Below are 13,352 nucleotides of genomic sequence, written 5' to 3'. Positions count from 1 at the left end.
GTGCAGTTATACTTACACAAGCTTTCATAATCCGGGCATTGGTGTTAAATTTGTCCTTATGCCACTTAAAACTGTAGCCAAGCGCTTTCTTAAATTCCCTTTAGTCTGGGTAATGCTCCTCTGGGCGATTACATCGCCGGGGCAGGAAGAGGCCATTTACAGTTACCTGGTAAAGGGTGCCGTTCACGACACCTGCGAAAACTGCCAGAGCGGAGGGCAGGAGCGCCACCATGCTTTAAGCCAGACACACGCTGCGGTTTCCTGGGATGCGCATGTTACCGGAAATAAAGTGCTGCACACAGCACCTGCTGTTTTCGCGCTTCCACGGTTGTCCATAGCGGCATTATCCGTTAATGCGGAGCCTTTGCCCCGCGCACCTGCCTTTGTAGCAGCCTTATGCCAGGCCATGCGTATCGCAGCTAGTGTTCTTCCCAATGCCCCTTAGGCTGGTTCTCTTTTAGGGGCAGCCATTGGTTTACAGGCTATACGTGGCAGGTATGGTATATTCGGGGCTCGTTTAGCTTTACATTTACCGCTTATACCTGGCCGTCATTTTCTGCAACAGCGCTGCTGCTATTCTTACTAAAAGCCTTGTCAGGTTCAGGGCGATGCATGGAGCTTCAAAAAAGAAGTTTTAAAGCCCTGCTACTGCCTTGGCGTTTCTTTAAAATTTTTAGGGTACTATACCTGTTGCGCTGGCCTGGTGCAGGCAGTTATACACGTTCTGCCTTGCCAGGTTAGGCTGCAGCGAGGGCAATAATCAAAACTTAATGGACGAAATTGCTGTAATCGTTTCTTTTTTAGCTATTATCGGATTTATAATTGGTATCTTTTTCCCTGAAACAAGCCTTTGCTGGTATACAGGAAAGAAAACCAGGCTGAAATCCTGCAAGCTTTACGGCGCTATACTTATACTTGCGTTTATAATATTTGCCTTACTGGAGGCAACCACAACCATATCATAAAGATCTACAATAACACGAATGGCACACTTACCCCATTTAGTTACCGACTTGGGCCTGCTGCTGGGGGCAGCAGGCATTACCACCCTCTTATTTAAGAAACTGAAGCAGCCGCTGGTGCTCGGTTACATTATTGCCGGCCTACTTATCGGGCCCCATTTTTCGCTTTTCCCTACGATCATCGATATCGGGAACATACAGATCTGGGCTGAAATCGGCGTTATTTTCCTTTTGTTCAGCCTGGGCCTTGAGTTCAGCTTTAAAAAACTGGCAAAAGTTGGAGGGGCTTCCTCTATCATGGCGCTGGTAGAAGTAGTGGTGATGCTCTTGCTTGGTTACTTTGCCGGGCGCTTGCTCGGCTGGTCTACCATGGATAGTATTTTCCTGGGAGGTATCCTTTCCATTTCATCCACCACCATCATCATCCGGGCATTCGATGAGTTGGGCGTAAAGTCGCAGCGCTTTGCCGGGCTGGTGTTTGGCGTGCTTATCGTAGAAGACCTGGTGGCCATTTTGCTCATGGTGCTCCTTTCTACAGTTGCTGTAAGCCAGCAGTTTGCCGGTGCCGAAATGATAGAATCCGTCCTGAAGCTTGGGTTTTTCCTGTTGCTCTGGTTCCTGGGCGGCATCTTTCTTATACCTACGTTTTTAAAGAAAGCCAGCAAACTGATGAACGACGAGATGTTGCTCATCGTATCGCTGGCGCTGTGCCTGGGCATGGTTGTATTGGCGGCACAGGCAGGTTTCTCGCCGGCTTTGGGGGCCTTTATCATGGGGTCTATACTTGCCGAAACAACAAAAGCAGAAAAAATCGAGCATCTGATCACATCGGTAAAAGACTTGTTCGGGGCCATTTTCTTCGTATCAGTAGGTATCCTCATCGACCCGGGTATGATCATAACCTATGCGGGGCCTATTGCTGTTATCACCATCATCACCATAGCAGGTAAGTTTTTAAGTATAAGCGCCGGCGGTTTGATGGCAGGGCAGGGCTTGCGTACTTCTATCCAGTCGGGTATGAGTGTATCGCAGATAGGTGAGTTTTCTTTTATCATTGCCACGCTGGGCCTCACCTTAAAAGTAACAAGCGATTTCCTGTACCCGATTGCGGTGGCGGTATCAGCCATTACCACCTTTACCACGCCTTACATGATCAAGATGGCAGACCCGCTGTACAAGGTTATCCAGAAAATGCTCCCGGAAAGCTGGAAAGCATCGCTTGACAACTACAGCAGCGGAGCACAGACCATTGGCGCCACCAGCGACTGGAAACTGCTGCTGCAGTCCTACATCCGCAACCTGGTGATATACTCTGTTATCATCGTGGCTATTGTGTTGCTGGCAGTCCGGTACCTTGACCCGTTGGTAAGAGAGCACCTGCTGGAGGGCACCAGGGGCGATGTGATCACCACGATCATCACCTTTTTCTTTATGGCTCCTTTTCTGTGGGCGCTGGCGGTGCACCACCCGCAAAAGGCAGCACAAGGCCGTATCTGGGCTTACAAGAAATACCGCGGCCTGATCATCGTGCTGGAGTTGGCGCGTGTAATTATCGCCATCCTTTTCATTGGCTTCCTGCTGCACCAGTTCCTTTCTGTTGAAGCGTCTATTGTGGTGGGGCTGTTTATGCTTGCCTTGTTTGCGATCTTCTACAAACGCATACAGCGCTTTTACATCCGCATCGAAGACCGCTTTATGGCCAACCTGAACGCGCGCGAAATAAGCGAGGCTGCCGCCAAACCGCACAGCAACCTGGTGCCCTGGGATGCGCACTTAACAAGCTTTGAGGTGCTGCCCGAGTCTGCTGCCGTCGGCAAAACGTTGATAGAGCTGCAGATACGTGAAAAATTTGGCCTGAATGTGGCCGTAATTGAGCGCGGCAACAGTACGATAATGCCGCCGAGCCGCACCGAACGGGTGTATCCTGGCGATAAGATTTATGTTTTCGGCACAGATGAGCAACTAGAGCATTTCAGGGTATACCTCGATAACGTGGACGCTGCATCGAAGGTGGAGAACGAGAAAGAAGAAGTGGACCTGCAAAAGCTGATCATCGCACAGGACTCGCCGTTGCTGCATAAAACGGTGCGCGAGTCGGGTATACGCGAGAAAACCAAAGGGCTTGTGGTAGGCATAGAGCGCGACGGCACCCGGGTGCTTAACCCCGATTCTGAAATGGTTTTTGTGGAAGGCGACATTGTATGGATTGTTGGGGCGCCGTGGCGCATCAGCGAACTGGGAGAGACAGCCTACGCATAGGCTTGCTTTTGAAGTCCTTATAAAGCAGCCGGCGCATTAAAGCCCTGGCTGCAAATACCTTTTTATACTTTCACGTATACCCTGTATAGTACCTACGTTACGTAAACATAAAACTATGCAGGATAAAGAAGAACTGACATCCATGGTCCAGGTTCTGGCCAACCTCCGGAAGGATGGATACACAGAAGAATTCAGGATAACTGATAAGGGTATGATGGGTACCACAGACGGAGCGGAAGCTTTTGGCCCGGAGCAGGTGCAGATTGTTAATTTTTACCGCTTTGAGGGCGAAAGTAACCCCGACGACATGGCGATACTGTATGTGGTGGAAACAAGCAACGGCCATAAAGGCACCATTTCGGATGCATACGGCACTTACTCGGATGAGACCATCGAGAGTTTCATGAAACAGGTAAAGGACTTAGGTAAAAACCTGGACCGGCACGTATAGGTATACTTCATAAAAAAGGCAGGCAGTAGAAGCGTTATACTTTTCTTGCCTGCTTTTTTATTTAAACCCATCTATAGGAAAAACTTAAACAGCTTAACTATGGCAAAACAAATGAGAGCCGCTTTGTACAATGCGTTCGGGGGCGAGATAAAAATTGAAACAGTTGATGTGCCTGAGTTAAAAGAAGGGGAGGTGCTGGTACGCATAATGGCCGCCGGTGTAAACCCTGTTGATGCTGCGGTACAGGCCGGCTACCTCAAAGATTTTCTGCCCACTAATTTCCCGGTAATTCCCGGTTGGGATGTGGCTGGCGTGGTAGAGGACAGGAGCTTTAGTGCGCGACGTTTTGATGTAGGCGACAAAGTATACGCCTATGCCCGCAGACCCACAGTACATAACGGTACCTTTGCGGAGTACATTGCGCTGCCCGAGTCTTACCTGGCTGCAAAGCCCGATAGTATATCCTTTGAAGAAGCAGCCGGCATTCCGCTGGTAGGGCTTACTGCCTACCAATCGTTGTTTGAGGTTGGGCGGCTGGAGCAGGTGCATACCGTGCTCATACTTGGTGGCTCAGGGGGAGTGGGCAGTATGGCCATCCAGTTGGCAAAGTATAAAGGAGCCTCTGTAATTGCTGTCGCAAGCGAAAAAAACCACGCATACATGCAGGAGCTTGGCGCAGACCATACAATAGACTATAAAAAAGGAGATGTAGGAGAGGCGGTAAAAGAACTTGCACCAGACGGCGTAGACCTCCTGTTTGACTGTGTGGCCGGAGAAACGCTGGAGCAAAGCCTGGCCTCGCTTAAACCATCCGGGAAGCTGGTATCGATCCTGCACCAGGGCGATGGCCTGGACCCTGACATTGACTTTAGCTACGTATTTGTAGAGCCCAACAGCAAACAGCTGGACCACCTCCGCGAGATAGCTGACACAAACCAGCTGAAAGTGCACGTGAGCAAAACCTACCCGCTTGACCAAACTGCCGAGGCAATGAAACAGATACAGAGCTTGCACACAAAAGGTAAGATCATTATAGTGCCTTAACGTATAAACTGTAGTATGTAGGTAGCTACCCGTTTAGCAGGTTTATACTTACCGCACTATCCTGTACAGCTCATAAAATAGCCATTTATACACGTATAAATGGCTATTTTATTTGGCCGTGTTATGCAGCTTATTTCCACCTTAAAAGGCAAATCTTTGCGCATATGGCATTGCCTGTTGCCCAACATCAGAAATTTGTTATATTTTTATACCAGGCAAAAAGACAGACCTTATGAGGCTATACTTACTTTTACTACTTACGCTTATGGTAGCACTACCTGCTGCTGCGCAAAACCGAAAACGAGCCAGGGAACTGGGTGTAAAGATCGGGGTGCTGCCAACCGGAAAACTGAATGCGATAACCGATGTAAAAGGAGTGAAGGTAGGGCAGACTACGCTGGTGCAGCAAAGCCACATTCGTACGGGTGTTACGGCCATACTGCCACACAATGGCAATGTTTTTCAGGAGAAGGTGCCGGCGGCAGTATATGTTGGCAATGGGTTTGGTAAACTGGCAGGCAGCACGCAAGTGCAGGAACTGGGCAACCTCGAAACACCTATCATACTTACAAATACCCTTGGAGTTGCCACCGCCGTGAACGCCGTGATAGGCTATACTTTGCAGCAGCCCGGAAACGAGAAGGTGCAGTCGGTAAACGCTTTGGTTGGCGAGACAAACGATGGAGGCCTTAACGACATACGGGGCAGGCATGTAACCGAGCAGCACGTGGTAGCGGCCATCACGCAGGCTACGGATGGTGCGGTGGCAGAGGGGAATGTAGGCGCAGGCACCGGCACCGTTTGCTTTGGCTTTAAGGGGGGCATTGGTACAGCCTCGCGGGTGCTGCCTCAGAGCCTGGGCGGCTACACGGTAGGAGTGCTGGTGCAGTCTAATTTTGGGGGCGTGCTGCAAGTAGACGGCGTGCCGGTTGGGGAGGAGCTGGAGCAGTTTTCTTTTAAGCAGCAGATAACCGAGAAAGCAGATGGGTCGTGTATGATCGTGGTGGCCACAGATGCACCCGTTGATGCCCGTAACCTGGAGCGCATGGCAAAACGTGCCATGATGGGCCTTGCCCGAACCGGCGGCATTGCCTCTAACGGCAGCGGCGATTATGTCATAGCTTTTTCGGCACATCCTGAGTTGCGCATCCCTTATACTTCGGGGGCTAAAACACAAACGGTAACGCTGCTGCGCAACGACGAAATATCGCCGCTTTTTATGGCGGTGATAGAGGCAACAGAAGAGGCCATTATCAACTCGCTTTTTAAAGCCGAAACCACAACAGGTAACGACAAGCGTGTAGTGGAGGCCCTGCCTGTAGAGAAGGTGCTGAAGCTAATGAAGAAACATAATGCCCTGAAGCAGTAAAGCGCGTTCAATTATCAGTTATATAAATGTATACCGCCAGTTTGAGCGCAGCGGTAACTGGTGGTTGTGCATGGCAGCCAGTTTGCAAAGGCGTAAGTATAATTCTGTAGAAAAGCCAATTTGCAAAGGCGTAAGTATAATTCTGGGCAAAGCCTTTGCAAAAGCGTAAGTGTAGTTCTATAAAAGCTTTTATAAAATGGCTGCCATACTAAGCCACATTTGCGCTGGTGCTAAACTTGCGGCATGTACAAGTTAAAGCTATAGCGTGTTCTCCCGGGTGCTGGCTTTCGTAAAGGATTGTAACCGGGAAGCATGCCGCTGGAATACAGCACAGCGCATGCGCTGGATCAGGTGCCAAACAGGTTCAGGTTGATGCCGTACTTTAAAACAGGTAGCCTTTATACTTATGCCATACATCCGAATTAAGAAACAGCCACTCTTGAAAAGCGATTTTAAAGCGTTTGCCCTTACGCTGCAACCACTCTACAAGCAGCAGGTGCAGCAAAGTAAGGCTCCAAATGCCGATGCGGCAGCGCAACGAGGTAATGACTACAGCAGCCCAGTGTGCTATGCGCACCTTAGTGGGTTTCGCGAGGGGTTCGAGAACCTGGAGTAAGGGCAACTCCCTTCTATGGTTGCTTTGTCCGCTCTCCTGTGGCTTTCCCGTATAGCTTCGATAAGGGCGTTGAGCTGATGCCGTGCACCACCACCGATGCAAAAATTATCAAACTGACAACATCCCATACCAGCGGCTCTTTTAACCGATGCTCGGCCATGGCGCCATAGTAGATAGCGGCTACGGCAACCGGCCCGAACCAGCCCAGGAACAAGGCATCTTTTGTGCTTTTCAGGCTTGGGAGTAGTGGCTTAAGGAGCAGTAGTGCCGGAGGGCGGCGCAGCAGAAGTATGGCTACTACCAGCAATACACCGCTCCAGCCAAGCGCTGCCCAGCCCGACCAGGGTATGGTTGTACCGAAAAGCGCGAAAATAGGGTAAGAAAAAAACCGGTTGACTGCCTCCTGTCCTTTTTCTTCCTCCCCGCGCTCGTCTTCGCTTACTACCTGAACAAAAGCGATGCCGGCAGCAAAAACAAGCAGCACCTCATCGCTTTTAATCAACTTGCCGCCCCCAACAGCCAGAAGCGAGAGCGCTACAGTATAAATCAGTCGCCAGTTCTCCTGTATCAGGTTGTGTTTTTCAGAGGCCTTCAGCAGTTTGGCCGTTACGTAACCAAGCAGCAGCCCGCATACGGTTGCCCCCAGCACCTCCCACAAAAGCGTTGTGGTCAGCCAATGGGTAAGTGCAGCTTCGGTGGGTCGCGTCAGCAGCAGTAGCGGCAGAAACACAAACAGGAAACTCAGGCCGTCGTTTGCCCCGGACTCAAACGAAATAGCATGCCGGATGCGGTCTGGCAGGTTTTTGTTGGCTACAGGGCCCGTAACAATAGGGCTTGCTGCGATAGGGTCGGTGGGGGCGACGATGGCACCAATCAGGGCCGCGAGCCAGAACGGGATGCCAAGTATAAAGTAGATCAGGAGAGTGCTTACACCCCACATCAGCACCATACCCAAAAACACCAGCGTTAGCATCTGCCGCCAGTTAGTACGAGGGTACGCTTTGGGGATGCGCAGCGCTACGCTGATCAGGCCAATGCCCAGTACCAGCCTGGCAGTTGTCTCCAGGATAGTTGTTTTCTCGCCAAGTTCTTTCGGATCTATTACATCGAATACTTCAGGGCCGAGCAAAATACCTATAAGCAGGGCCAGCAGCGTAGCCGGAACCGGGCTTTCCTCCAGCTTTTTGGAACCCAGGCCCAGCACCATCACAAGGCCTCCTAAAATAGTAACGATGATGTTTATCTCGCCTTTACCCATTTTGTGCAACGTAAGTTGGTGCAAAAAGTACAGGTGCAGCAACAGCAGCTGCAGGTATTGGTTGTGTACCCCTGCCGTACTGTTTAGGTTATAGAAGCGCTAAGAAGTGCCAGGTGCAGTATTGCGGGAAAGAGCCAGAGAGATCTGATTTACAGGGTATTTATTCTGTTGTACCTGCTCCAGCTACTGGCAGCGGCGGCTGGAGCAGGTGCAGTAAACCAGCCGCTTAAGCAGCCACCAGCTGTTTTTTAGTTTTGCTTTTCGTGAAAAGCGCGACGAGGGCGGTGGTAAGCAAACCCATGAGTGGCGCTCCGATCAGGCCCTGCACTATGTAGCTTTTCAGGTTAAAGTAGGCTTCGGCGGCCTCCTGTGTCATGTTGCCTTCAGTTACGGCGTACAGGATCATGTTTGGGAAATACTCCGGGGCAATTGCTTCAGAAACAATTACTTGCGTGAGCGGGCTGATAGCCGTAACGAGAAGGGTGATGATCAAGCCTGAAACAAAGCTCTGCTTGTAAGACATGGTGCCTTTGTAGAAGTTTTGGCGCTTGTCGCGCAACGCGAGCACATACACCGTAATGGCAGGTATGGCAATAAGGTTGGTAAAGATGGCGTGTTTGTCGATGTGGGTGCTGTGCATGCCGGCAAGCTTTTCGATTACCATCCAGGTTAAGGTCATCAGCACAAAAACGATGGCCCATTTAAGCTCAATTCTGTAGTTTTTCATCATATTAAAGAATAAGAGTTGGTTCTGTGTTTTAGAGGGCCTGCAAGTATAAGTATAAGTATAAGTATAAGTATAAGTATGCGCTTATACTCCAAACTGGTTCAGGTGGTGGTTCAGGTGCTTGTAGAACATGTTGTTCCATTCCTGGCTGGTAAGCGGGCCAAAAGAGTGCGAGTCTTTGCCCTCGAAATGCGCCTCGCCTAATTGCTGTGTTTTGTGCAGGTAGTTGATCAGGCGGGTCTTTTCTGCCTCAAAGCTTTTGTTATCGGGCACCATAAACTGCGATGCCGTATGGGCGTTTTGCTTGTAGGGCTTTTCGTTTACCACATATTTCTTTACCAGTAGCTTCAGCATAAACTTCAGGAAGGGGTTTGGCCTGGGGTGCTTGTCTTCGTACACCATTTCGTAGGTTACGTTGCAATGCGCCAGCATCTGGGATACGCTCATTTTACCCCAAAGCGGCTGTGAGTCGGGTTGTAATTTGTTCAGGCGGCTAACGAGTTCTGCTGTAACTGCTGCGTTAAAAATATTTTCCATTTTGAGTGTGGGTGCTTATACTTTAGTTTATTCTTTAACACTTTAATACTGCCAGTTTTAAAGGCGTAAGTATAGTTCTGTAAAAAGCCAGTTACAAACTGGCTCCATATTAAGCCACAAGTTGCGCTGGCGCTAAACTTGCGGCACGGGTAAGTTTGTTTATACCGCCAGTTTGAGCGCAGCGGTAACTGGTGGTTGGGTATGGCAGCCAGTTTGCAAAGGCGTAAGTATAATCCTGTCAAAAGCCTTGTCATAGTGTTTCAAATTCCCCCGTAGGGACAGGTCGCGGCCTGTCCGCGCGAAAGGCTGAACTACGAAGCAAGTATAAATAAGCTGCTTTGTTCCTTTCTACTCCTGCCCATACTTCGTTCCTGTCAAGCCTGGAGTAGCGGGTAGGGTGAAAGAGAAAAAACCATGCACGATCCGGACAGGTCGCGACCTGTCCCTACGAAGCACTTATTCTTTTATACTTTAGTTCTTGATTTTATACTACTTTACATACTGCTCTTGCTCGGTTTTGCGCAGCAGGCCCAACCCATGAAGCGTTTGCAGCAGGCTGTCGATCTGTTGCAGGCGCTGCGGTTGCTGGGTTTTGGCTACGGGCTTAAACTGACTTATGAGCTCCTGTGCGGTGGCCGGGCGCTCGTGCAGCTGCAGGGCGCGTTGCACGGCCTGCGCCTGCTCCGAGAGCGTTTTTGGCCAGGCCAGGGTTTCTTTGGCAGACAGGTCGCGACCTGTCCCTGCACGTTTTTTACTTTCTATACCTAAGTCGGTTTGCTGGGTGCCTTGCGGGTTCTGGTACGCGGGGCGGAGCCAGCGGATGTGGCCGCGTGCTTCTTCGGCGGCGCGCTCTTTGTTAAGCGCAACCAGGCGTTCCAGTATTTCTTCTTCGGGTAAGTTGGCGGGCCAGCCATAGGCGGCGGCTACGGCGGCATCTAATTCGGTGTGCAGTTGCAACAGTATACTTACCAGCCCTTGTTCGTGGGTTTTCTGCTCTTTGGCATTCAGCGGCTCTCCCGAACGAAGTTTCCCGAGCACGTTATACATGTCGGTTATAGTTAGCGTGGGATGCTGCGCCTGCCGCTGCTTGCGGTGCGCATCCAAGGCCTCGGCTATACTTCGGATCTGCTCCTGCTGCGCTTCGGTGGCGGCAGGGAAGGGGAAGGTTTGAAAACAAGTCGAGTTGTTATACATCGAGTCATTTCCCACACCCATGTTTCCACCTGTGGCAAATGACCATAGTACATGAATTCTACTTGATAATACACCCAAACTATAACCATCATTTAAGCCAAAAGCAAGCAGTCCATCGTCCGGTAAAATATCCTTACTTAGAAATTGAAATATCCTATGCTTTGCGACGTAGCCAGTAACTATATACTTCTCTAAACCTGAAATAGCTTGACGAACTGCTGGTTGATTTTCAGCAAAAATCCACCAGTTTTCTCTTCTTGATGCTCTGTTATTTTGAGCTCTATGTGGCTTTACGGTTTCAAGTAGATGTTGATAAACTTCAGGATATTCAACCATAAGCTGCTTTTCTGTAAATCCAAAGAAGTCAATAACATACTTACCACGCGGAATTGCTGTTAAATCTTTACCATTCCGATAAGGTCGAATATGGTTTTCTAATCCAGGTGTCCTATTTAATCCGAGTTTTTCAGCTTCTTCGAATGAAACCTGAAAGCCACTACCATGAGGTATCATACCTCTGCCACTTATTTTCAAGTTAGATTTTAAAGGTTTAGCAGTATTGACTGCCGCACCAATTCTGATATCTGAATGTATAGTCCCTATCTTTTCTTGAAGTTTAATCTGTATTCCTAATTCTCCATTATCTTTTTCAGCAATAACAAGATTTAACCTTCCAGCTTGCACACCTTTTTCTGCTGCTGTCATGGCAATTCTAACTTGCGCCCCATCGCCGCTATCTACCCAAGGGTGGTCAGGTATAGCATAAGTTATAGAGATAGGTTCTTTGGCTTCCATGAAAGTCTGCAACACTCTCCGGTTAAAAGACTGCGTTATACTATTGGTCGTGATGAAACCGAAGCGTTCTGTTTTGTCAGTTGCTAAAATCTCCCCAGCTTTATACCACCAGTACATCACGAAATCTGCACTATCGGGCACAGCGCCTTTGTAAGCTTTTCTCAACGCTTCGGTATAGCCATCTCCCAAAGCATCGCGCATGCGCTTGTTACCTACAAACGGCGGGTTGCCAACTATAAAATCGGCTTCGGGCCAGCTGGCTGGTTTGGGGTCGAGGTAATCGTAAACTATCGTTCGGGCGGTTTCATCGGGCACTTCCTGTCCGGTAACCGGGTGAGGTTTGGTGCTGTGGCCGTCCCAGCGGGTAACAGGCTGTCCGTTGCTGTCGAGGCGCGGCTGGCGGTCGGAGTAGCTCAGCACCGCGTCCTGCTGCTTTATGTTGCCGTACTCGCGCAAAATTGGGTTGCTCAGGCGGGTGGCCGAGCCATGCGCCCGGAAGTGCCATTGCAAATACCCGATCCAGAGCACCACGTCGGCAATGGCCGCAGCGCGAGGGTTTACTTCCAGGCCCAGCAACTGCGCCGGCGTTACGGTATAGCCGCCTGTCATATCCAGGCCAAGCTGCCCCGGGAAATGCTCCAGGTACTCCAGCACTTCGCCCTCCAGCCTTTTGAGGTGCTCCAGGGTTACGTACAAAAAGTTGCCGCTTCCGCAGGCAGGGTCCAGCACGCGCACCGAGCACAGCCGCCTATGGAACGTTTCAATTTCTTTGCGGGCTCCGGCTTCGTCGCCGCTGTCTTCCAATATAGCCGAGGCGGTGCGGGCAGCTTCCCACTCTTCGCGCAGCGGCTCAATTACGGTGGGCATTACCAGGCGCTCCACGTAGGCGCGGGGCGTGTAGTGGGCACCCAGCTTGTGGCGCTCGCGCGGCTGCAGGGCCCGCTCCAGCAAGGTACCAAAAATGGCAGGCTCCACATCGGCCCAGTCGGCTTCGGCGGCAAGTATAAGTAAGTCTAATTGCGCTTCGGTAATGGGCAGCGCTTCGGGGTCTTTAAACAAATAGCCGTTAAATTGCGGGATAACTGTTTTCAGGGCCGGGTCAAAACCGCCTTTGTCCATGTTTAGCCACAACGCTTTCAGGGCATCAGGGAAGTAATTTATACTTTGGCGGTAATCCTGCAGCAGTTTGGTAAACGAGTTTTCGGGCAGCAGCTGCACATCTTCGGCAAACATGGTAAACAAGCAGCGCATCAGGAAACCGGACACTTTTTCGGGTGTGTGCCCGGTCTGCTCCAGCGATGCCGCCAGTTTTGCCAGCCGCTCGGCCAGCTGCCGGGTTACGCGCGCGGCGCGTCGGCTTGGGTCCAGCTCCAGCGGGTCGGTAAAGAGCAAACGCAGGCGCTCGCGCACTTCCTGTTGGGCAAGTTCCTCTAAGGTAATTCTATAGTTCTGCGGGTCCGGAAAGGGCACATAGGTTTTTCCCTGGCGCGCAAAGTCGGCATATAAATCGATGCAGTAGCCCACATCCACCACCGCCAAAAACGGCGGCCAGCCTTCGGTGGTTGGCAAAGAGCGGGCGTAGCGCAGGGCCTGTTCCTTGGCCTTTTTCATTTCGCGGTCCCAGGTGCGGGTGTCGCGGGTGGCGGTGCCGGTTTTGGTCTTTGCCCGTTCACCACCCAGTAATTCTGCTTCGGTTACAGTGGCTTTGTCGGCACCCTGCTTGGCTTCCAGCACAAAGCAGTCTTTTTTGTAGAGGTCTATAAAGTTGGTGCTCGTCCTGCCTTCGCCATCGTCAAATACCACGGGCCGCTCAAAAGTATAAGTGGCTTCGTGCACCTTGTCGGTGGCTGGTTGCGGCTTTTCCACGCCCAGCAGCTCGCACAGTTCGGTTAAAAACAATTGGTAGTTAGCGCGTTCGGATGCACCGGAGGCTTTCCAGCGCGCGATAAAGTTTTGAATGGCTGTGGTAGAAGTATGCGGCATGGTTTGTTTCCTGTGGCTGCTCGGTTTTAAGTATGCAGTTTAGGAAAATTTGAGGAGAAAGTATAGGGCTATTGCTATTTTAAGCGTCGCTTCGTAGCGTGGTTTGCATGCCGGACAAGCGAAGCGCTGTCGGGTAACCTGCATTTTGCCACTTCCG

The 13,352-nt window shown here is 50.7% G+C and carries 11 protein-coding genes; 7 read left to right on the top strand and 4 right to left on the bottom strand.

The features are described from left to right. The first annotated feature begins 58 nt into the window (after positions 1 to 58). From Q1A23_RS10830 to Q1A23_RS10800, 7 genes are all read left to right on the top strand, one after another. On the top strand, positions 59 to 445 hold the full coding sequence (locus tag Q1A23_RS10830; protein ID WP_299823105.1) for a hypothetical protein: 387 nt from the start codon (positions 59 to 61) through the stop codon (positions 443 to 445). Between the two features lie 325 nt (positions 446 to 770). Continuing rightward, complete coding sequence (locus Q1A23_RS10825; protein WP_299823102.1) at positions 771 to 965, top strand: hypothetical protein; 195 nt, start codon at positions 771 to 773, stop codon at positions 963 to 965. Between the two features lie 18 nt (positions 966 to 983). Then, on the top strand, positions 984 to 3,221 hold the full coding sequence (locus Q1A23_RS10820; RefSeq protein WP_299823099.1) for a cation:proton antiporter: 2,238 nt from the start codon (positions 984 to 986) through the stop codon (positions 3,219 to 3,221). 115 nt (positions 3,222 to 3,336) lie between these two features. Continuing rightward, positions 3,337 to 3,672: a hypothetical protein gene (locus Q1A23_RS10815; protein WP_299823096.1), complete on the top strand. Its 336-nt coding sequence runs from the start codon at positions 3,337 to 3,339 to the stop codon at positions 3,670 to 3,672. A 99-nt stretch (positions 3,673 to 3,771) separates the two neighbouring features. Continuing rightward, positions 3,772 to 4,716, top strand: a complete 945-nt coding sequence (locus Q1A23_RS10810) for an NADP-dependent oxidoreductase (RefSeq protein ID WP_299823093.1) — start codon at positions 3,772 to 3,774, stop codon at positions 4,714 to 4,716. A gap of 265 nt (positions 4,717 to 4,981) precedes the next feature. Then, a complete protein-coding gene (locus tag Q1A23_RS10805) occupies positions 4,982 to 6,085 on the top strand; it encodes a P1 family peptidase (RefSeq protein ID WP_299823090.1) in 1,104 nt (367 codons plus the stop codon). A gap of 439 nt (positions 6,086 to 6,524) precedes the next feature. Continuing rightward, positions 6,525 to 6,701 (top strand): hypothetical protein, encoded by a 177-nt coding sequence (locus tag Q1A23_RS10800; RefSeq protein WP_299823087.1) that lies wholly within the window; start codon positions 6,525 to 6,527, stop codon positions 6,699 to 6,701. Positions 6,702 to 6,714: 13 nt separating this feature from the next. On the opposite strand, the gene Q1A23_RS10795 is transcribed toward Q1A23_RS10800, so the two are convergent. The 4 genes from Q1A23_RS10795 to Q1A23_RS10780 all read right to left on the bottom strand — a co-directional run bounded on the left by Q1A23_RS10795 (position 6,715) and on the right by Q1A23_RS10780 (position 13,195). After that, a complete protein-coding gene (locus Q1A23_RS10795; RefSeq protein WP_299823084.1) occupies positions 6,715 to 7,959 on the bottom strand; it encodes a cation:proton antiporter in 1,245 nt (414 codons plus the stop codon). A 226-nt stretch (positions 7,960 to 8,185) separates the two neighbouring features. Then, positions 8,186 to 8,689: a DUF4199 domain-containing protein gene (locus Q1A23_RS10790; protein ID WP_299823081.1), complete on the bottom strand. Its 504-nt coding sequence runs from the start codon at positions 8,687 to 8,689 to the stop codon at positions 8,186 to 8,188. An 81-nt stretch (positions 8,690 to 8,770) separates the two neighbouring features. Beyond that, positions 8,771 to 9,223 carry a DUF1569 domain-containing protein gene (locus Q1A23_RS10785; RefSeq protein ID WP_299823078.1) on the bottom strand — a complete coding sequence of 151 codons (453 nt, stop codon included), beginning with the start codon at positions 9,221 to 9,223 and terminating at the stop codon, positions 8,771 to 8,773. Between the two features lie 489 nt (positions 9,224 to 9,712). Then, complete coding sequence (locus Q1A23_RS10780; RefSeq protein ID WP_299823075.1) at positions 9,713 to 13,195, bottom strand: DNA methyltransferase; 3,483 nt, start codon at positions 13,193 to 13,195, stop codon at positions 9,713 to 9,715. Positions 13,196 to 13,352 lie beyond the last annotated feature (157 nt).

It is taken from the genome of uncultured Pontibacter sp. (assembly GCF_947492645.1).
GTDB lineage: Bacteria > Bacteroidota > Bacteroidia > Cytophagales > Hymenobacteraceae > Pontibacter.
This window is presented reverse-complemented; position numbering and strand designations above follow the sequence as displayed.

Coding starts and splice junctions, on each gene's coding strand:
- Q1A23_RS10830 (WP_299823105.1), top strand. CDS start 59: ATGCCACTTAAAACTGTAGCCAAGCGCTTTCTTAAATTCCCTTTAGTC.
- Q1A23_RS10790 (WP_299823081.1), bottom strand. CDS start 8,689: ATGATGAAAAACTACAGAATTGAGCTTAAATGGGCCATCGTTTTTGTG.
- Q1A23_RS10785 (WP_299823078.1), bottom strand. CDS start 9,223: ATGGAAAATATTTTTAACGCAGCAGTTACAGCAGAACTCGTTAGCCGC.
- Q1A23_RS10780 (WP_299823075.1), bottom strand. CDS start 13,195: ATGCCGCATACTTCTACCACAGCCATTCAAAACTTTATCGCGCGCTGG.
- Q1A23_RS10795 (WP_299823084.1), bottom strand. CDS start 7,959: ATGGGTAAAGGCGAGATAAACATCATCGTTACTATTTTAGGAGGCCTT.
- Q1A23_RS10805 (WP_299823090.1), top strand. CDS start 4,982: ATGGTAGCACTACCTGCTGCTGCGCAAAACCGAAAACGAGCCAGGGAA.
- Q1A23_RS10815 (WP_299823096.1), top strand. CDS start 3,337: ATGCAGGATAAAGAAGAACTGACATCCATGGTCCAGGTTCTGGCCAAC.
- Q1A23_RS10820 (WP_299823099.1), top strand. CDS start 984: ATGGCACACTTACCCCATTTAGTTACCGACTTGGGCCTGCTGCTGGGG.
- Q1A23_RS10810 (WP_299823093.1), top strand. CDS start 3,772: ATGGCAAAACAAATGAGAGCCGCTTTGTACAATGCGTTCGGGGGCGAG.
- Q1A23_RS10825 (WP_299823102.1), top strand. CDS start 771: ATGGACGAAATTGCTGTAATCGTTTCTTTTTTAGCTATTATCGGATTT.